The 18,531-nt window shown below is 63.1% G+C and carries 20 protein-coding genes and 1 riboswitch; of the genes, 6 read left to right on the forward strand and 14 right to left on the reverse strand.

What is annotated here, in order from left to right; translation table 11 throughout:
* Positions 1-2: 2 nt before the first annotated feature.
* From RIF72_RS01235 to hemE, 8 genes are all read right to left on the reverse strand, one after another.
* On the reverse strand, positions 3-1,121 hold the full coding sequence (locus RIF72_RS01235; protein WP_309073082.1) for an LLM class flavin-dependent oxidoreductase: 1,119 nt from the start codon (positions 1,119-1,121) through the stop codon (positions 3-5).
* Positions 1,121-2,101 carry a porphobilinogen synthase gene (gene hemB, locus RIF72_RS01240; protein ID WP_309073083.1) on the reverse strand — a complete coding sequence of 327 codons (981 nt, stop codon included), beginning with the start codon at positions 2,099-2,101 and terminating at the stop codon, positions 1,121-1,123. Before hemB ends, RIF72_RS01235 begins: the two co-directional genes overlap by 1 nt.
* Positions 2,098-2,952 carry a uroporphyrinogen-III synthase gene (locus RIF72_RS01245; RefSeq protein WP_309073084.1) on the reverse strand — a complete coding sequence of 285 codons (855 nt, stop codon included), beginning with the start codon at positions 2,950-2,952 and terminating at the stop codon, positions 2,098-2,100. The genes hemB and RIF72_RS01245 overlap by 4 nt, the downstream gene beginning before the upstream one ends.
* A gap of 10 nt (positions 2,953-2,962) precedes the next feature.
* Entirely contained in the window at positions 2,963-3,961 is a 999-nt protein-coding gene (hemC, locus tag RIF72_RS01250; protein WP_309073085.1) for a hydroxymethylbilane synthase, read from the reverse strand.
* A complete protein-coding gene (locus RIF72_RS01255) occupies positions 3,958-5,181 on the reverse strand; it encodes a ferrochelatase (RefSeq protein WP_309073086.1) in 1,224 nt (407 codons plus the stop codon). Before RIF72_RS01255 ends, hemC begins: the two co-directional genes overlap by 4 nt.
* Entirely contained in the window at positions 5,178-5,879 is a 702-nt protein-coding gene (hemQ, locus tag RIF72_RS01260) for a hydrogen peroxide-dependent heme synthase (protein ID WP_091468698.1), read from the reverse strand. Before hemQ ends, RIF72_RS01255 begins: the two co-directional genes overlap by 4 nt.
* A gap of 87 nt (positions 5,880-5,966) precedes the next feature.
* Positions 5,967-7,436: a protoporphyrinogen oxidase gene (gene hemG / locus RIF72_RS01265; protein ID WP_309073087.1), complete on the reverse strand. Its 1,470-nt coding sequence runs from the start codon at positions 7,434-7,436 to the stop codon at positions 5,967-5,969.
* A gap of 5 nt (positions 7,437-7,441) precedes the next feature.
* On the reverse strand, positions 7,442-8,557 hold the full coding sequence (gene hemE / locus RIF72_RS01270; RefSeq protein WP_309073088.1) for a uroporphyrinogen decarboxylase: 1,116 nt from the start codon (positions 8,555-8,557) through the stop codon (positions 7,442-7,444).
* 158 nt (positions 8,558-8,715) lie between these two features.
* Between hemE and RIF72_RS01275 the strand changes: the two genes are divergently transcribed.
* A complete protein-coding gene (locus RIF72_RS01275; protein ID WP_309073089.1) occupies positions 8,716-10,038 on the forward strand; it encodes a glutamyl-tRNA reductase in 1,323 nt (440 codons plus the stop codon).
* A gap of 60 nt (positions 10,039-10,098) precedes the next feature.
* Here the strand turns inward: RIF72_RS01275 and moeB are convergent, their stop codons facing one another.
* A complete protein-coding gene (moeB, locus tag RIF72_RS01280; RefSeq protein WP_309073090.1) occupies positions 10,099-11,301 on the reverse strand; it encodes a molybdopterin-synthase adenylyltransferase MoeB in 1,203 nt (400 codons plus the stop codon).
* A gap of 6 nt (positions 11,302-11,307) precedes the next feature.
* Between moeB and RIF72_RS01285 the strand changes: the two genes are divergently transcribed.
* The 3 genes from RIF72_RS01285 to RIF72_RS01295 are packed head-to-tail and all read left to right on the forward strand — an operon-like array spanning position 11,308 to position 12,658.
* Positions 11,308-12,042: a TetR/AcrR family transcriptional regulator gene (locus RIF72_RS01285; protein ID WP_017198592.1), complete on the forward strand. Its 735-nt coding sequence runs from the start codon at positions 11,308-11,310 to the stop codon at positions 12,040-12,042.
* 50 nt (positions 12,043-12,092) lie between these two features.
* The gene (locus tag RIF72_RS01290) at positions 12,093-12,317 is read left to right on the forward strand and encodes a DUF3107 domain-containing protein (protein ID WP_011775412.1); all 225 of its coding nucleotides are present in this window, start codon (positions 12,093-12,095) and stop codon (positions 12,315-12,317) included.
* Positions 12,318-12,355: 38 nt separating this feature from the next.
* Positions 12,356-12,658 carry a hypothetical protein gene (locus RIF72_RS01295; RefSeq protein ID WP_309073091.1) on the forward strand — a complete coding sequence of 101 codons (303 nt, stop codon included), beginning with the start codon at positions 12,356-12,358 and terminating at the stop codon, positions 12,656-12,658.
* Positions 12,659-12,749: 91 nt separating this feature from the next.
* Here the strand turns inward: RIF72_RS01295 and RIF72_RS01300 are convergent, their stop codons facing one another.
* The 4 genes from RIF72_RS01300 to thiO form a co-directional block, all read right to left on the reverse strand.
* Positions 12,750-13,085: a 4a-hydroxytetrahydrobiopterin dehydratase gene (locus RIF72_RS01300; protein ID WP_309073092.1), complete on the reverse strand. Its 336-nt coding sequence runs from the start codon at positions 13,083-13,085 to the stop codon at positions 12,750-12,752.
* Positions 13,086-13,098: 13 nt separating this feature from the next.
* Positions 13,099-13,911 (reverse strand): thiazole synthase, encoded by an 813-nt coding sequence (locus RIF72_RS01305; protein ID WP_309073093.1) that lies wholly within the window; start codon positions 13,909-13,911, stop codon positions 13,099-13,101.
* Positions 13,912-13,913: 2 nt separating this feature from the next.
* Entirely contained in the window at positions 13,914-14,150 is a 237-nt protein-coding gene (gene thiS, locus RIF72_RS01310) for a sulfur carrier protein ThiS (protein WP_017198595.1), read from the reverse strand.
* Positions 14,147-15,418 (reverse strand): glycine oxidase ThiO, encoded by a 1,272-nt coding sequence (gene thiO, locus RIF72_RS01315; RefSeq protein WP_309073094.1) that lies wholly within the window; start codon positions 15,416-15,418, stop codon positions 14,147-14,149. Before thiO ends, thiS begins: the two co-directional genes overlap by 4 nt.
* Positions 15,411-15,529, reverse strand: a riboswitch (TPP riboswitch). (Overlaps the previous gene by 8 nt.)
* A gap of 27 nt (positions 15,530-15,556) precedes the next feature.
* Here thiO and thiE point away from each other — a divergent pair.
* Positions 15,557-16,225 carry a thiamine phosphate synthase gene (gene thiE / locus RIF72_RS01320; RefSeq protein ID WP_309073095.1) on the forward strand — a complete coding sequence of 223 codons (669 nt, stop codon included), beginning with the start codon at positions 15,557-15,559 and terminating at the stop codon, positions 16,223-16,225.
* 30 nt (positions 16,226-16,255) lie between these two features.
* Here the strand turns inward: thiE and RIF72_RS01325 are convergent, their stop codons facing one another.
* Entirely contained in the window at positions 16,256-16,924 is a 669-nt protein-coding gene (locus RIF72_RS01325) for a ferritin-like fold-containing protein (RefSeq protein ID WP_309073096.1), read from the reverse strand.
* 41 nt (positions 16,925-16,965) lie between these two features.
* Between RIF72_RS01325 and RIF72_RS01330 the strand changes: the two genes are divergently transcribed.
* A complete protein-coding gene (locus RIF72_RS01330) occupies positions 16,966-18,450 on the forward strand; it encodes an RNB domain-containing ribonuclease (RefSeq protein ID WP_309073097.1) in 1,485 nt (494 codons plus the stop codon).
* The last annotated feature ends 81 nt before the right edge of the window (positions 18,451-18,531 follow it).

Below are 18,531 nucleotides of genomic sequence, written 5' to 3' on the forward strand. Positions count from 1 at the left end.
TCCTATTCTTTCAGTGATTCAGGGAGCGGCATGGCCGCCACCTGGGATGCTGTGGCCAACAGCTCAGCAACCCGCGGGGCTACCTCGGTGCCGTAAAGCTCGATGCAGCGCATCATGGATTGATGCGGCAATGTTCCATTGCTGTATTTGAGGTCGAAGCGGTCCACGCCAAGGTTCCGCTTGAGCAGGACGATTTTCTGCGCCACGGTTTCCGGGGAGCCAACGTAGAGGGCACCCTCAGGGCCGCACATGGCATCAAACTCCCCACGGTTGCCTGGGCCCCAGCCACGCTCGGAACCGATCCTGTTACGCTGCTCCAGCCAATGCGGGAAGAGTTCCTCGCGGGCGGCCTCGTCCGTGTCAGCGATGAAACCGGGTGAGTGCGTTGCGATCTGACGCATCGGATGGCCGTACTTGGCCATCGCCTCACGGTACAGGTTGACCAGCGGTGCGAAGCGGCGGGGCTCTCCCCCGATAATGGCGAAAATAATGGGGTAGCCATACTCGGCACAGCGCAAAACAGACTCAGGTGTTCCACCAACACCAATCCAAGCCGGCAGCAGGTGGTGCTGCAGTTTCGGGTACACCTGCAGCCCATTGACGTTGGGCCGTGTGCGCCCCTCCCAATGGACCGGTTTTTGTGCCCGAACCTTATCGAACAGCTCCAGTTTTTCCTCGAACAAGACTTCGTAGTCCGCCAGATCCAAGCCAAACAGCGGGAACGACTCCACGAACGAACCCCTGCCAAGCATTACCTCTGCCCTGCCGTTGGACAACGCATCCACTGTGGCGAAACGCTGGAAGACCCGGATCGGATCATCGGAGCTGAGCACGGTAACGGCTGACCCCAAGCGAATCCGTGAGGTCACTGCGGCTGCCGCTGCAAGGAAGACTTCGGGCGCGGACACAGCGAAATCGCGGCGGTGGTGTTCGCCCACACCGAACGCATGGATTCCGACGGCGTCAGCCAGCTTTGCTTCCTGGAGCAGTTCACGCAGGACGCGCGCATGTTCCTTCGGGTTCCCATCGGCATCCACACCGGCGTCGCCAAAAGTGTTCAGGCCGAGCAGGATCTTGTTGGCCCCCACCGGAGCGGTGGGGTCGGAGGAAACGGATGTCATCAGGACTCCTTCAGCCAGCCTGCCAGTTCGGAGGCCCAGTAGGTCAGGACGGTGTCGGCCCCGGCACGCTTGATGCCGAGGACAGACTCTGTGATGGCACCGCGCCTGTCAATCCAGCCGTTGGCCGCGGCCGCTTCGATCATGGCGTATTCACCCGAGATTTGGTAGGCCGACACCGGCACCGGGCTCATTGCAGCGACGTCGGCCAGGATGTCCAGGTAACTCATGGCAGGCTTGACCATAACCATGTCAGCGCCTTCTTCAAGGTCCAGCTCAACTTCCAGGACGGCCTCCCGACGGTTGGCCGCATCCATTTGGTATGTCCGGCGATCACCCTTGAGCTGGGAATCCACGGCCTCACGGAACGGGCCGTAGAACGCTGATGCGTACTTGGCAGCATAGGCAAGAATGGCCGTGTTCTTGTGTCCGGATTCCTCCAGGGCTTGGCGGATGACCGCAATCTGGCCGTCCATCATTCCCGAGGGGCCCAGCATGTGGGCTCCGGCATCGGCCTGGGCGACTGCCATCCGGCCATAGATCTCCAGCGTGGCGTCGTTGTCCACATAGCCATCGGCATCAAGGACGCCGCAGTGGCCGTGGTCCGTGAATTCGTCGAGGCAAACGTCGCCCATGATCACCAAGTCATCGCCGACCTCGGCCTTGACGTCACGAATGGCCTTGTTCAGGACGCCTTCAGGGTCCAGCGAGGCGGTGCCTTGCGCGTCACGTACCGCGGGCACGCCGAACAGCATGATGCCGCCGACGCCCAACTCCACGGCTTCCGCGGCCGCCCGCTTCAGGGACTCGGTGGTGTGCTGGACGACCCCCGGCATGGAACTGATGGGGCTCGGCTCGGTAAGTCCCTCCCGGATGAACGCTGGAAGGATCAGGTCCGCGGGCGCCAGACGGGTCTCGGCGGTGAGCCTGCGCATGGCGGGAGTTGCGCGCAAGCGGCGGGGACGATGGTTCGGAAAGCTCATTGCGGGTTCCCTTCGTTGGCGAAAATAGACTGCAGGGCGGCCACAATGCCGTCCGGGGTTGGTTCTTTGGCTGTGACTGCAACGGCGAGGCCGATCCGCGAGGCCTCTGCCGCCGTCGGACGCCCGATGGCGACTAAGCGGCAGGTGCCCAATGCAGGAAATAATTGGGCGATGCGACGCGCGGCACTGGGAGAAGCAGCCACGATTGCGTCCAGAGTTCCAGCATCGAGTGCGGTGCGTGCCTCTTCAGGGCTGAGCGTTGCCGGAACGTCTGGTGCGGAAAGCACGACGCCGGATTGAAGTTCCGCTGTCAGGCGGAGTTCCGCACGGGCAGGGTAATCAACCGTGTGGTAGGCGACAACGGAGGTCACGTCCGCACCGCTGGTGGCCAGGCCTTCCCGGAGGACTGGCGAGGCGATGTCAGCTTGGGGCAGGAAAACCCGTCCACTGCTCGCTTCCCACACAGCGAGCAAACCCTCGGCCGACTGGACTTGCGCAGGCGCCAAGGCGACGGTGAGGCCAACGGATTCAAGGACTTGGCGGGAGGAGGAGCCGACCGTGGCCACCTTCGTATCGGCTGGGACAAGGTCCGCGAGGGCGACGCCGCGCTGAGCAGCTTTCTCCAACAAAACCTGCACGGTAGTGATGCTGCTGATCACCATCCAGTCGAAGTCGCCGGCTACCAAACGGTCCAAGGCAGCGTCAAGGGGAGCCTGATCCCCCGCCTTCTCAAAATCGATGAGCGGGAGCACCAGAGGCTCCGCTCCCAAACCGCTCAAAAGCGATGCCAGCGGGCGCGCACGGTCGGCGGTCCTGGTAATCAGGACGCGCCGACCGGTCAACCCGTTCAATTCATGCGTCTCAGGACGCCGCAAGGTCCGCGATCTCCGCGGCGCCGGCAGCGAGCAAGAGCTCCGCCACCTCGATGCCGAGCAACGTGGCTCCGACTTCCGTGAGGCCGTCGGTGGCTTTCTTCTCGCGCACAGTCTTGGTGCCATCCACGGCACAGACTACTGCTTCAAGGTGCAGCATGCTGCCCTTGCGGAAGGCGTAGGCACCAACGGGAGCTGCACAACCGGCTTCGAGCCTGGCCAGGACTGCACGCTCGGCTGTGACGGCGAGGCGGGTGTCGTCGTCGTTCAGTGCCGCGAGGGCCTGTGCGAGCACGCCGTTTGACCCTTCGGTGGAACCCGCTGTACTCGGGGCGTCGTTGGTCCGGCATTCGATGGCCAACGCTCCCTGTCCGGGCGCGGGAAGCATGACGTCGGATTCGAAGAACTCGCTGACAGTGTCCAGGCGGTCCATGCGCTCCAAGCCCGCAGCAGCCAACACCACGGCGTCGAGGTCACAGGACTTGCCCGGAACAACTTCTTCGGTGAGGTTTCCGGGCAATCCCGGGACACGACCGAGGCGCGTGTCCACGTTCCCTCGGATATCGAGAACCTCGATATCCGGACGTGCAGCCCGAAGCTGAGCGGCACGCCGTGGCGAGCCTGTGCCTACTTTGGCACCGCCCGGCAGCTCGGCAAGAGTCATACCGTCGCGTGCACAGAGAACGTCACGGACATCCACCCGCTTGGGAGTTGCTGCGATGCTCAGGCCAAGTGCGGCTCCCGTGGGCAGGTCCTTCAGGGAGTGCACGGCTACATCACAGGTATCAGCGAGAAGGGCATCACGCAGGGCAGCAACGAACACGCCTGTGCCGCCCATCTGGGAAAGGGATCCGGTTTTGACGTCGCCCTCGGTCTTGATGTGCACGAGCTCTACGGGGAAGCCGCCGACGGCAGCCAACTGGTCCGCAGTTTGCTGCGTCTGCGTCAGGGCAAGTTTGCTCGCCCTGGTGCCGATGCGAACAGTCACTTGGCAGCCTCCGGAGCCGGGTAGGCGTCGTGGCCGATACCGATTCCGGCGCCAACTTCGGAGATGACGGGTTTTGCCCCGCGGAAGTTCTCGCAGCAGTTGGGACGGCAGACGTCGTACCAAGGGCCCAGATCGGTGACGTGGGGACGTTCGGCGATGTTGTTGTCCACTGTGCGTTCGCAGATCAGGTCCACCAGGCCGGACACGAAAGCCGCGTGCGTACCCGGTGTGGGCACACGAGTGGCCTCGATGTCCAGGTTCTTGCAGGTTTCCAGTGCCTCGGTGTCCAGATCCCAGGCAACTTCCATATGGTCGCTGACAAAGCCAAGGGGAACGATGACCACACCGCGGACGCCCTCGGGGGCGATCTCCTCAAGGTGGTCATTGATGTCCGGTTCCAGCCAGGGAATGTGCGGGGCCCCCGAGCGGGACTGGTACACGAGGTCCCAAGCCACATTCGGTGCCACAGCGTCCATGATGGCTTTGGCGTTGGCAAGGTGCTGTGCAGCGTAGGCGGAACCTTCAGCGAATTCGCGCGGCTCGTCCTCAGACCTGCCCGCGGCTTCTGCATCCCGGGTCGGAATGGAATGGGTGGCGAACAGCACTCGAATCTTCGAATCCGGGTCGCCTTCGCCTGCCGCGGCCAGCTTCCCACGGATCTCCTCCAAGCCGGCGGCAGTTCCCTCGAGGAACGGCTGGACTACGCCGGGGTGGTCGAAGTATTGGCGGATCTTGTCCACCTCAAGCTTGCCGTCCAAACCGGTTTCAGTCAGCGCAATACCAATGTCTTCACGGTACTGGCGGCAGCTGGAGTAACAGGAGTAAATGCTGGTGGTGAGCATCAGTATCCGGCGGTGACCGGCGTCGTAGGCGTCCTGGAGGACCGGCGCGATGTACGGGTCCCAGTTCCGGTTTCCCCAGAGGACCGGCAATTCGATGCCGCGCTGTTCCAGTTCAGCCTCGATCGCAGCCTTCAGCTCACGGTTCTGCTGGTTGATGGGGCTGATCCCACCAAAAGCCCGGTAGTGGTGCGAGACCTCTTCGAGGCGCTCATCCGGGATACCGCGACCACGGGTGACGTTGCGCAGGAAGGGAATGACGTCATCCTGGCCTTCAGGACCACCAAAGGATGCGAGCAACACGGCGTCGTACCGCTTGGGTTCCTGCCGTCCACGCTCAGTCACCGCGTTCGGGGCTGTGGAGATAACGGGCTGGGTCATGCCAGGACCTCGGCAATCTCGGCAGCCGTGACGCGGCGGCCGGTGTAGAAGGGGATTTCTTCTCGAACGTGGTGGCGCGCCTCGGTGGACCGCAGGTGACGCATCAGGTCCACGAGGTCCACCAGTTCAGGTGCTTCGAGGCCGAGGATCCATTCCCAGTCGCCCAGGGCAAAAGAGGAGACAGTGTTGGAAATGACCTGCGGGAATTCGCGTCCGAGCAGGCCGTGGTCGCGGAGCATCTTGCCACGCTCGTCCGTGGGCAACAGGTACCACTCGTAGGAACGCACAAACGGGTAGACGCAGAGCCAGGTGCTGGGCTCGACGCCACGGGCGTAGGCGGGCACGTGGCTCTTGGAGAACTCAGCTTCGCGGTGCACGCCCATGGCGGACCAGACGATGTCCGTTCCTGCGAAGAGCTTGCTGCGGCGGATGGACCGAACAGCTGCCTGCAGGTCCTCCGGCTTGGGCCCATGGAGCCACACCATGATGTCAGCGTCCGAGCGCATGGCCGAGACGTCGTAGCTGCCCCGGAGGATCACGCCGCCCTCCGCGAGCTTCTCAGCAAGGGCTTCGAATTCCTGCGCAGCATCGCCGCTGCGCAGGACGTCGGCCGAGCGCTTGAAGACCGTCCACAGCGTGTAGAACTGTTCTTCGGTTTCAGCAGTTTTAGTGACAGATTCGGCAGAAGTGTGGCTCATGGTTCAAGTTTGCCCCGCGCCAGCCCCTAAGTCGAAACGGATCAGTTCTACAAACCGTAGAAGTGATGCAAATCACAAATCTGACAGTCAGTCGGCCCGTACGGCGGCGAGTTGCGCGCGCGTGTCAGCCACAACTGCGGCAAGGCCGTTTCCGGCCAACCAGCCGCCCACCACGCTAAGTCCGTCCGCTGCGGCACACACCTGGCGGACTTGCGCCACGCGCTGTTTATGACCGACGGCGGCGAACGGTAAGGCGCCCGCCCACCGCACCACATCCCAGTCAACGATGTCCGCCCGCGAAATGGGAACTGTCAGCAGTGTGGAAGCATCCTCCAACGCCGCCGCCAGCAGAGATTCGTCATCGAGGACAACATCCCCGCCCCCGCCAGCTTCTTCACGCCGGCCGTAGGAAAGGCGCAAAACGTGGGTGCCGGGACCAGCTTCGTCGGCCAGCCAATCCCACTTGGCAGTGGCATGAGTCAGCGCCTTCGCCTTAATCCCCGGGGTTTCAGGCGCCACCAGGATCCCCGTCCCCCGCGGCCTGCCATCGAGCTGGGGCAAGTCCACCACCATCGTCACAAGACTCACCAGCGGACCGGGAGCCGGGCGGAGGCTGGACAGCTCAGGCAAGGACTTCTCCAGCAGCCCGACAGCGGCCGGGCCGTCGAGCGCGACCACCAGCCTGTCGGCGTCGTACGCGGCGTTCCCGGTGGTAACCCGCCAGCCATCCTGCGTCTTCACGACGTCGTCGGCGTGTTGACCCAAGCGCAGCTCGACTCCCCGTTCCCGGAGGTCCGCTACGAGCGCTTCAACGAGAGTGTGCATTCCACCCTTCAAACCCGCGACGGCGGAACCCGCCTTGGTCGGACCGGACGCGCCGCCGGAAGCGGACGCTGAACCTCTGCCGGCTATGCGTTGAGCCGCAACAGCGGCAGCGAGGGAGCCCTGGGCGCGAATGCCCGCGCGCAGCCCTGGGGCCACCATGTCAACATCCAAGAGGGCGGGGGCGGCCGAGTGAACGCCACCGACTACGGGTGAAACAAGTCGTTCAAGAACTTTTTTACCCATCCGGGTACGAACCAAGGAAGAGACGCTGGTGACCTCCGAAGACGTTCCAAGAGAGGCCGGGAGCCAGCGGTCCAAGGAGGCCCTGATAGCTCCTGTGAAGCCCAATGATCGCCGCACTTCGGGGTCCCAGGGGTTCGCCGGAATCCCAAGTACTCCCGTCTTTGGGAGCTCTTGCGGGCCGCTCGGCAGCTGCACCCAAGCACCGCCGGGGTGCGGGGCTACGATCCTGTCCGCCAGTCCAAGCTCACGCGCCAAGTCGGCTACAGCTGTTGAGCGGGTGGCGAACGATTCCGCCCCGCTGTCCAGGTGCAGCCCGGCAACAACGTGACTTCCCACGCAGCCGCCCCAGGCCTGGTTGGCCTCAAGGACGGTTACCGCAGAACCGGCCACGGCCAGTTCCCGTGCGGCGATCAGGCCCGAGATGCCACCGCCCACTACGACGGCGGCTGGTCCTGCTGCTGCTTTGGGCGTTGCGTGTCCCCCGCGCATTGTTCCTACTCCGCGGGGATGGAGTGAATGAGCTCCACGACGCGCGTCAGGACTGTGGGGTCCGTTTCGGGGGGAACTCCGTGACCGAGGTTCAGCACGTGGCCCGGTGCGTGGGAACCGGCGGCAATTACTTCGCGGACGTGGGCTTCAAGGACCTCCCACGGGGCAGACAGAAGAGCGGGGTCGATGTTGCCCTGAAGCGGCACAGTGCCACCGAGCCGCCGGTTGGCCTCGTCCAAGGGCAGCCGGTAGTCCACGCCCACGACGTCCACTCCGACGTCGCGCATGGCAACCAGCAGCTCGGAAGTGCCTGTGCCGAAGTGGATCAGCGGTGCCCCGAGTCCACGGGCGTGGTCAAGCGCGCGTGTGGATGCCGGCGCCACGTACTTGGTGTAGTCAGACAGGCCCAGGGATCCGGCCCAGGAGTCAAAGAGCTGCGCTGCCGAAGCTCCTGCCTCAAGCTGGGCCTGAAGGAACATGCCGGAGGTATCGGCAGCCCAGTTGGCCAGCGCGGCCCAGGTCTCGGGCTCCGCATGCATCATGGTCCGCGGGCCGAGGTGGTCACGCGAGGGCTTCCCTTCAACCATGTAGGCGGCGAGTGTGAATGGCGCACCGGCAAAGCCGATGAGCGGGGTCTTGCCCAATTCGGCAACCGTCAGGCGGACCGCTTCACGAATGGGCTCCAGGGCTTCCCACGTCAGCGTGGGCAGGGCAGCAACGTCAGCTGCTGTCCGGACCGGCTTATCCAGGACAGGTCCCACGCCTGGAACGATGTCCACACCGACACCCGCCAGCTTCAGCGGAATGACGATGTCAGAGAAGAAGATGGCGGCGTCCACATCGTGGCGGCGAACAGGTTGGAGGGTGATCTCGGCGGCGAGTTCCGGGCGGAGGCAAGAGTCCAGCATGGCCACGCCCTCGCGCACCTTCAGGTACTCCGGAAGGGAACGGCCAGCCTGGCGCATGAACCATACCGGCCTGCGCGAAGGGGCGCCGCCGCGGTATGCCGTAATAAGCGGCGAGTCCGAGGTGCGACCGTCCTTCAGCGGGTGGTTGGCGTCGAGGGTTCCCGCCGGGGCGTTGGAGGCCGTACTGTTGGATGCTGCCGCGCTTGAAGTCATGCCTTCGATTGTGCCGAAAATCCGAGGCAAAAGATAACGACAAGCTGTCACGTCGCGCCCCGCCCGGGCCGTTGTGGCCGGGATCACTCGCCTGCGTGTGGATCACCACGGCGCCACATTGTTCTACCGGGCTACGAAAAAGCTATGATTGGGGTGCTGTGGTTCTTTTCTCATTGGTGGCTACACACGCCGACATCGACCTCGAAACCGTCGCTCAGTTGAGCAACGGTTCCTCTGAGCTTGCCTCGGCAGCCCTGACAGACTCCTCTGTGGTTTCCGGAGCCGTGGTCCTGGCCACGTGCAACCGCTACGAGGTTTACGGCGAAACTGCCAACGGCGCTGACCTTGAGGCAGCCCGTTCCGCCCTCGTTTCACAGATCAGCGAACTCAGCGGCCTCAATGAACAACTCGTCTCCCGCTCCTTTGCGACACATACCGGCCCGGACGTTACCCGGCACCTCTTCGCCGTGAGCGCCGGACTGGATTCAGCCGTAGTGGGTGAGCGTGAAATTGCAGGCCAGGTTCGACGGGCACTGATCACCGCCCAGCAGGAAGGCACCGCCAGCTCCGGCCTCGTGCGCCTCTTCCAGGCAGCATCCAAGACCGCCAAGGATGTTGGTGCGCAAACCGCCCTCGGATCGCGTGGGCTTTCCATCGTGTCTGTCGCCTTGGACCTGGCCACCGACCTCGCCGAGAACGACGATTGGTCCACCAAGAAAGTGGTTGTCTTCGGAACCGGGGCCTACGCCGGCGCTACCATGTCACTCCTCCGTGAGCGCGGCTGCACGGATGTTTCCGTTTATTCTTCTTCCGGCCGCGCCGAAGGCTTCGTGGCGACCCGCGGCGGAACAGCACTCGACGCCGACACTCTTCCCGCTGCTGTTGCCGCAGCAGACGTCATGATCGGCTGCAGCGGTTCCGACAACCGGGTGGAGGCCGCAGACCTTGCCCGGGTCCGGGCAAATTCGGGCAAGCCCTTGATCGCGATTGACCTCGCCCTCACCCATGATTTCGACCCCGCAGTGGGCGAACTCGACGGCGTTGAACTCCTGACGCTTGAATCCGTCCGGCTCGCTGCACCCCAGGAACAAGCAGAGTCACTCTCGCAGGCCAGCGCAATCGTCAACGGCGCTGCCACCTCATTCGAGTCCGAACGCGAAGCCCGCTCCGTGGACACCGCCATCGTGGCGCTCCGCCGCCACACCATGAACGTCCTTGACGCGGAAATGGAAAAAGTCCGCGCCCGTCACGGTTGTACTGCTGCTGCCGAAGAGGTGGAGTTCGCCCTACGCCGGATGGTCAAGCAGCTCCTGCACATCCCCACCGTCCGGGCGCGTGAACTGGCAGCCAACGGCCAGCAGGACGACTACGTTGCCGCACTCGAGGCCCTCTACGGTATCCAAGTGGAACAGCCCCGGCCTGTTGCCCCTGCCGCCGAGTGCCCGGTGGATCACGAGCAACTCCGCTCCGAAAGCGCCTGACCGCCCTAGTTGGGCGGCCCACCGCCGGCTTGGCCGTACTAGCTGCGCACCCACCTATGCCTAGTAGACGGGCTTCTGCGGCTCCACATCACGCACCCAGGCGAGAATACCGCCGTCGAGATGGCTGACGCGGGTATAACCCGCCTTTTGTGCCGCTTCCAAGACTGTGGCCGAGCGCGTCCCGGCCTTGCAGTGGAACACTATGTCCTTGTCCTGCGGCAGCTCTACCCACGCCTCGCCGGAGAGAATACGGCCTTGCGGAATGAGGCGGGAGCCATCGATGCTCACAATGCTGTGCTCGCCGGACTCACGGACATCCACGAGTTCAAAGTCCCGATCCCCGAGCTCCCGCTCGGCAAGCATTCCTGCGAGGTCCCTGGCGGTAACAGTGTGCGCCTGGTCCGCGGCCGCCGGTGGCGTCACGCCGCAGAAGGCTTCGTAGTCAGTCAGTTCCGTGATGGGTTCGGCCTCCGGATCCTTGGAGACCCTAATCTCGCGCCAGCTGCCACCAAGAGCGTCAAAGAGCGCCACACGGCCGAGCAATGAACGCCCGACGCCGGTGATCAACTTCACGGCCTCAGTGACCATGAGCGATCCAACAGCTGCACACAGCATGCCGAACACCCCGCCCTCGCCACAGGACGGCACAGACCCTGCGGGAGGCGCTTCAGGGTAGAGATCCCTGTAGGTGGGCCCGTGTTCGGCCCAGAAGACGCTCACTTGCCCATCGAAACGGAAAATGGAGCCCCAGACGTAGGGCTTCCCGAGGATGGCAGCGGCGTCATTCACGAGGTACCGCGTGGCAAAGTTGTCGGCCCCGTCCAGGATGAGGTCATATTGCGCAAACAGCTCCAGCGCGTTGGAAGAGTCGAGCCGGACGTCATGTAGGACCACGTTGACCAAAGGATTGAGCTCTGCAATGGCATTGCGCGCAGATTCGATCTTGGGCGTACCCACGTCCTTCACGCCATGGATTACCTGTCGCTGCAGGTTGCTGAGGTCCACCACATCGTCGTCCACAATGCCAAGAGTGCCCACGCCCGCGGCGGCCAAATAGAGCAGGGCAGGAGAACCAAGGCCTCCCGCGCCAATGACGAGGACTCTTGCATTCTTGAGCCTGCGTTGGCCCATGGCGCCAATTTCGGGAATGATGAGGTGCCGGGAGTACCTCTCCACCTCGGCCGGCGTGAGTTCGGCGGCCGGTTCAACGAGGGGCGGCAGGACGGCGGGCGCAGCAGCGGGGGCAGCAACAATTGAGGCCATACCCCAATGTATGCCTGCAGATGCCGCCCGGTCATATTACCCCCCGGTAGAGTAGTCATAACTGCAAAGGAAAGGCGGCAGACTGTGGCTGACGGCACACGGGCAAACGATGGAGCACCGGCCAAGCTGGAACGGGCAGGTACAACGCGTTCCCCACGATTGCCGCGGGACGAGCGCCGCGCACAGTTGCTGAACGCAGCCTTGGAAGTATTCGTCTCCAACGGCTTCCATGGGGCGGCCATGGACGAGATCGCAGAAGCCGCACATGTAAGCAAACCAGTGCTTTACCAGCACTTCCCGTCCAAGCGCGAGCTCTATATGGCTCTTTTGGACAGCCACTTGGCAACCTTGACACAGCTCATGCTCGACGCCTTGAACTCCACCACGGACAACAAGGAACGCGTCAAGGCCGTCATGCGCGCCTATTACAGGTTCATCGCCGACGACGACCAAGCCCACCGCCTGGTATTCGAATCGGACCTCATTAATGACCCCGACGTCAGTTCGCGTTTGGAGACATTCAACAAAACGTTTGCGGACGCCGTGGCCCACGTCATTGCCGAGGACACCAAGCTTCCCCCTCTTGAAGCGCAGCTCCTTGGGCGGGGTTTGGCCGGAATGGCGCAGGTCAGCGCCCGGTATTGGCTTGAAACGGACGGAAACCTGGACCTCGATGTGGCCAGTGATCTGATCTATCGTTTAGCTTGGCGCGGAATCAGTCGATTCCCCAAAGAGTCCTAGGCTACAAATAGAGGACTGACTTAACCCTTGATTGGCTTGGAGGCCTTGCTGTGGAAGTAAAGATCGGCATTCAGAACGTTGGCCGTGAGATCGTGCTCGAATCCGCTTTGGATGCCGACGCGGTTGCCAAGATCGTGGCCGAGGCCGTGACCAAGGGCTCCGAACTTCGCCTAACGGACGAGAAGGGCCGCCAGATCATCGTTCCCGGCAACGTCTTGGGCTATGTGGAGATCGGCGCCGAGGAAGTTCGCCGCGTAGGCTTCGGCGCCCTCTAGCCCAATCCCCGCGTCCCGTCGTCCGCTAAGGAGTTTTCATGCTTTCTCTCGTCGTGGTGGTTTTGGCCACCATTGCCACCGGATTCATCGTGTGGGCCAACGACAAGCGGCACGGCAAATACGGAATTGCACTGCCGGCCGGCGTCTCAGCAGCTGTCGGCACCCTGAGCTGGATCGCGTTCATCAGCGCCGGATTGGGTTACCAGCCGGGCGCAACGTGGATTCCGTGGGTCCTGCCGATGGTGCTCGGGACTGCCGCGGCGGTTGCTGTGGTGCTCTTTCTGGGCCGGAGCCGGACGAAGCACGATACTGTGGCGCTCACCAAGGCCCTGCGGCTCTAACGCTTTAAGCCCGCGAGATGGCAGTTAACACCAATGGTCAAGTAACACCAATGGTCGAGCTTGGGATTGGTGTTACTGCCATCTGGGCGGTTCATGACGCCGGATACCGGTCCGGCTGGGCGGCTGCATGCATCCTTGCGGCCGCTTCGCTGACAGCGGTGGCAGCGGCAACGTCACGTTTCGTCACCTGGCCGCCCGCATCGTGGGATACGTAGCGAACAAAGACCCTGTTGTAGCGCCACTCCAGATCCGGATGATGATTTTGTTCCTCGGCGATCTGTCCAACCGTGGCAATCAACGCAAGCGCGTCCGCCGCCGTCGAGGTTTTATAAACCGTCACCAGACCATCTAAATACTTCCAGTCTGGAAGGGCCCTGAGGGCATCGTTGATGGCTGCTTCGGTCAGTTGGTCTTCCGTGCCTGCCATGACTGCTCCTTCATCAGAGGAACTCTGCCCGGCCCTCCATCGCCGAGGATGCGAGCGCGTGCTCCCGCCGTGGAATCCGGCCCGCCTGCTTGGCCAGCCTACCGGCGATCACAGCGTGTTTGAAGGCCTCGCCCATCTGCACGGGGTTTTGCGCCCGCGTTACGGCGGTGGCAAGCAGGACGGCGTCGCACCCCAGTTCCATGGCGAGGGCAGCATCGGAGGCTGTTCCGATCCCCGCGTCGAGGACCACGGGTACGGAGGCCCGGGACACGATGAGCTCAATGTTGTGCGGGTTCAGGATGCCAAGGCCGGTTCCGATGGGCGATCCCAAGGGCATGACGGCTGTTGCACCCAGATTCTCGAGCCTGAGCGCAAGCACGGGATCGTCATTGGTGTAGGCGAAAACCTTGAAGCCGCGGTTTACAAGTTGTTCGGTTGCATCCACCAATTCCACGGCGTCGGGAAGGAGCGTGTGTTCGTCTGCGATGACTTCCAGCTTCACCCAATCGGTCTCAAGTGCTTCCCTAGCCAGTTCAGCTGTCATCACAGCGTCCTTGGCCGTGAAACAACCGGCAGTATTGGGCAGCACGCGGATGTTATGGTCCACCAAGAGCTGGAACAGCGAGCCTGTTTCGGCGGGCGAATAGCGGCGCATCGCCACTGTGGTGAGCTCCGTCCCCGAAGCGAGGAGCGCTGATCCCAAGCCGTCGAGGCTCGGCGCGCCTCCGGTCCCCATGATGAGGCGGGAACCGAATTCGACGCCGTCGATCACCAGCGCGTCGGTGCGAACGTCAGTGGTGTGGACGTCAACGTTTGCTGTTGTCATGATTAGCCTCCCTGGACTGCTGTTACAAGTTCGAGTTCATCTCCGTCGGCGAGCGCCGTCACGGCCCATTGGCTGCGCGGCACCACCTCGGAATTGCGTGCGACGGCGACTCCCAGCTTGCCGCCGTCGGCCGCCTGTCCGCGAGGGTCCAAGGCGCGACCGGTGACGGCGGTAACGAGGGTACTGACGGACGCGTCATCAGAGACTGCGTGGTCGGTTCCGTTCACTTTAATGTTCATGCTGTTTCCTTGGTAGTGGTTCGTGCTGCTGGCGTGAGTGCTCGGGCAACAGGGGCGTTGCTCGCGAAACGATGGGGCATAAAGGGGACCCATCGGGGGTCCGCCGAGCCACTAACAATGAGTTCTCCGACGATCTTGGCGGCCACGGGAGTCAGGAGGACTCCGTGGCGGAAGAATCCTGTTGCGATCACCAGGCCCTCGACGTCGCCATCGGAAGCACCGACCCGTCCGAGCAGTGGAGCGTTGTCCGGTGTTCCGGGGCGGGCGCGGGCGGTTGCTTCAAGGAGTTCCAGTTCAGCCACTGCGGGGACCAATACTTGGGCGTCCCTCAGCAATTGGTAAACGCCACCGGCTGATACCGCATTGGAAGGCGCTGACAACCCATCTTCGCGTTGCGTGGCTCCAATCACCACAGTTCCGTCGTCCCGGGGGACGATGTAGACAGGCATCCCACGGACCATCCCGCGAATCGTTGATGTGACCAAGGGCCGCAGGTGATCAGGGACGCGAAGCCGGAGGATGTCCCCGTAGACCGGCCTTACCGGAAGTTTGAGGCCATCAGGGAGACCGGTAAGTTGGGACGCCCCCAGCCCGTTGGCTACCACGGTCTCTCCGGCGAGGACGGCGGCTCCTGACTCAAGGTCCACTCCTGCGACCCGCCCGCCTTCCCACAGCAAACCGCGCGCCCGGGAAGCAATGGCGAATCCGTCGTCGACTCCCGGCACCCAGGAACTGTCGCTTGGCGAATGGCTTGCCAGTCCTGCCAAGAGGCATGCCGCCAGTTTCCTCGGATCGACTTGGTGGTCGGCCGGTATGTCGAATGCGCAGGAAATCTGCGGGCTGAGGAGCGGCTCCCGTTGCCTCGCACCCCGCAGGGCGAGAGGTTCGACGCCCAAACCGGCCGCAAGCTGTACCGACCTCAGGTCTGCGAGCGCCCGGCGGTCGGCTGCATCGGCACCCACGGCAAGGGTCGGCGTCGTGCGGTATCCGCTGTCCCCTGCACTTTGATCCAGGCCGTCCACAAAGGAGGGCCATAGCTGGGAAGACTCAAGCATTAAGTCAAGAAGGTCTTCTTCTTGGTAATGGAGTTCGCTGACGGGTGCAAGCATGCCGGCCGCTGCGAAGGAGGCGCCCGAAGCAGGTGCGGGGTCGATCAGCGCAACTGATCGGCCCAATCGCCGGGCTTCGTGGGCGATGCCGAGGCCGATGACGCCGCCACCAATGACTGCAACGTCTGCATGAAGAGGGGTATGGCGGGGATCTGCCATTCGTTTCCTTCCCTACGCCGGTACTAGCCGGATCAGGTCAAGCGGTCGGCGCTGAAGCCCTCTCAGCCGGACAGTCATATGACGAATGTCGCGGCTCCCGCAGTACGTGCCCAGTTTAGAGGAACTACTCTGGTTCCCATGACTCAGCCTGACGCTCTTGCCTCCGCCCGCCTCTACCTGTGCACAGATGCCCGTAAGGAGCAGGGCGATTTTGAGGACTTCGTCGACGCTGCTTTCGAGGGCGGCGTGGACATCATCCAACTCCGCGACAAGACTCTGGAAGCTGCCGAAGAACTGGAGATGTTGGCCGTCCTGCGGAGCGTCGCACAACGGCACGGCCGGCTGTGGGCTGTGAATGACCGGGCCGATGTTGCCAGTATTTCCGGGGCCCCCGTGTTCCACATCGGGCAAAAGGACCTGCCCCTGACGGCCGCCCGGACCCTTCTGCCGAACGTCACCGGCATCGGCCTCTCCACTCACACAACGGAACAAATCGATGCAGCCGTGGCCACCTCCCAAGGGCCCTTGGGACTGGATTATTTTTGTGTGGGCCCGGTGTGGGCAACACCCACCAAACCAGGCCGCGCTGCGGTTGGTTTGGACTTGGTCACATATGCCGCAGAAGCGGTCAAGCGTTCAGACGGCGTGACCCTTCCTTGGTTCGCCATTGGCGGCATCGATCTCAGTAACGTTGAGCAAGTTGTGAAAGCGGGCGCCAGCCGGATCGTGGTGGTCCGTGCCATCACAGCGGCAACGGACCCGACGGCGGCAGCCAAGTCGCTGCTGGAAGCTTTGGATACCGTCTAGGGAAAGGCGGACGTGCGTGCGATCCGCGGGCTAGGCGGTCAGCCCGAGGCCGGTCATCCGGCGGGCGTGCTTATCGGCGAGCTCCGTCGTCAGCGTTTTCACCGCGGCACGCGCGTCCCCGCCGTTTTTCAGTATTGGTCCCAGCAGGGGATGTTCCATGCCGACACGCTGCGCCTGCGTCAACGCTTCTCCCACCAAACGGCGGCCCCACAGCGCTAATCGCGAAGCGAGGCGCGGGTCATCTGCCAAGGCCCGCCTGAGCAGGACGCGAAGGACTTCCGTGGCCTGATCGGGGGAGGCAACGCGCTCAACGAAATGCTGCGTTGTTGGGTCGAGGAACATGGAAACGGCTCTATAGAAATCTGATGACACAGTATCGATGACATAGGCCTTCATCACGGATTCGAACCAGTCCCCCGGCTTGGTGCGCTCGTGGAAGTGATCGAAGGAGCGCTGAAACGGCAGCATGGCCTGTTCCGGATCCAGGCCCATCTCCGACAACCGGTTGTTGAGGACGGCAAAGTTGCCATAGGCCCCTACTGCGATCTTAGCGAGCACGGACCTGTCATGAAGCGTGGGCGCGTGGCGGGAGTCCAGGGATAGCCGCCCAAAGGCGGACAGCTCGCCGTACGCCATGGCTCCGAGCAACTCCGTGGAGAGTTGTCCGGCGTAGGCTGCGGCGTCCGGGGAAGTGCCCATGATCCAAGACTATCGGCCCAATTCGGGCTAACCTGATTTTCGTGTCACATCATCGGATTGCGCCCAACGTCGACGACTCGTCGGACCAGCTTGCTGCGGCCCTTGCTGCTTTGAGGACGGAGCTGGAACTCCCCGGCGAATACCCAGCAGAAGCGGTGGAGGAGGCGCAGGAAGCGGTGGAGGCCCTTGAGTTGCCGGCCCAGGACCTGCGGGACATTCCTTTCGTGACCATCGACCCCGCGACGTCCACCGACCTGGACCAAGCCCTCTTCATTGAACGGACCGGTGCCGGATACAAGGTCCTTTATGCCATCGCCGATGTGCCGTCTTTTGTGGCTCCCGGCGGCGCACTTGATGCCGAAACGCGTCAACGCGGGCAGACGTTCTACGCTCCTGATGGCCGAATCCCACTGCATCCGGAGGTCATCAGTGAGAACGCCGGAAGCCTGCTGGCCGGCCAGGACTGCAGTGCTTTCGTCTGGGATTTCGACCTGGACGCGGAAGCTGAAGTTCTGGCTGTCACCGTTGCCCGCGCGACTGTGCGCAGCAGGGCCAAACTGAGCTACAAGGGCGCGCAACAACAGATCGACGACGGAACAGCCCCACCCGTTCTTCAGCTCCTCAAAGAAGTGGGACTGAAGCGCGTCGAACTGGAACGGCAGCGGGGCGGCGCGAGCCTCAATATGCCGGAACAGGAAATAGTCCAAGCGACCGACGGCGGCGGGTACAGAATCGCGGCGGCGCCCTCCCTGCCGATTGAGGACTGGAACGCGCAGATCTCCCTCATGACAGGCATGGCCGCCGCGCGGATGATGCTCGATGGAAAAGTGGGCATCTTGCGCACCATGCCCGCACCTGATGATCGGTCACTACTCCATTTCAAGCGGCAAACAACTGCCCTCGGCAAACCTTGGGACGGACAAGTCAGCTACGGCGAATACTTGCGGACCTTGGATGCATCCGATCCCAAACAACTTGCCATCCTGCATTCGGCCGGCACGTTGTTCCGCGGTGCCGGCTACACGCCCTTTGACGGTGATGTTCCGGCCAATGTCATCCAAGCAGCTATCGGGGCTCCCTATGCCCACACCACGGCACCTTTGCGGCGCCTCATCGATCGCTTTGTCCTGGTGATCTGCGAAGCCCTCAGCAATAACCACGACATTCCGGCGTGGGCTCGTGAGGCCCTACCGTCGTTGCCCGAGATCATGGCAGCCTCGGATCAGTTGGCCGGACGACTCGAGCGGGCGGCACTGGACACCGTGGAAGCGGCGCTGGTGGCCAACCACATCGGCCAGGAATTCGAGGCTGTGGTTATTTCCGGGTCCAAGCCCTCCAACGGAGCCGCCAGAGGCAACGGAAACGGCAACGGAAACGGCAACGGACCGTTTGGCGTCGTGCAAATCGCAGACCCCGCTGTTACGGCCCGGTGCGACGGAGAAATGGAGTCCGGAACCAAGGTTCGGGTGCGGCTTCTGAAGGCTGATATCGCCAGCCGCGAGATCAGGTTCCAGTTGCTGCCTTGAAGCCGTACATCCGGCGATCCGGGCTTTCCGGCCCTCAGAGGATAGACTGGGGTTGTAGTAATGGATGCCCGGTCGTTGATT

Source organism: Paenarthrobacter sp. (assembly GCF_031180005.1).
Taxonomy (GTDB): Bacteria; Actinomycetota; Actinomycetes; order Actinomycetales; family Micrococcaceae; genus Arthrobacter.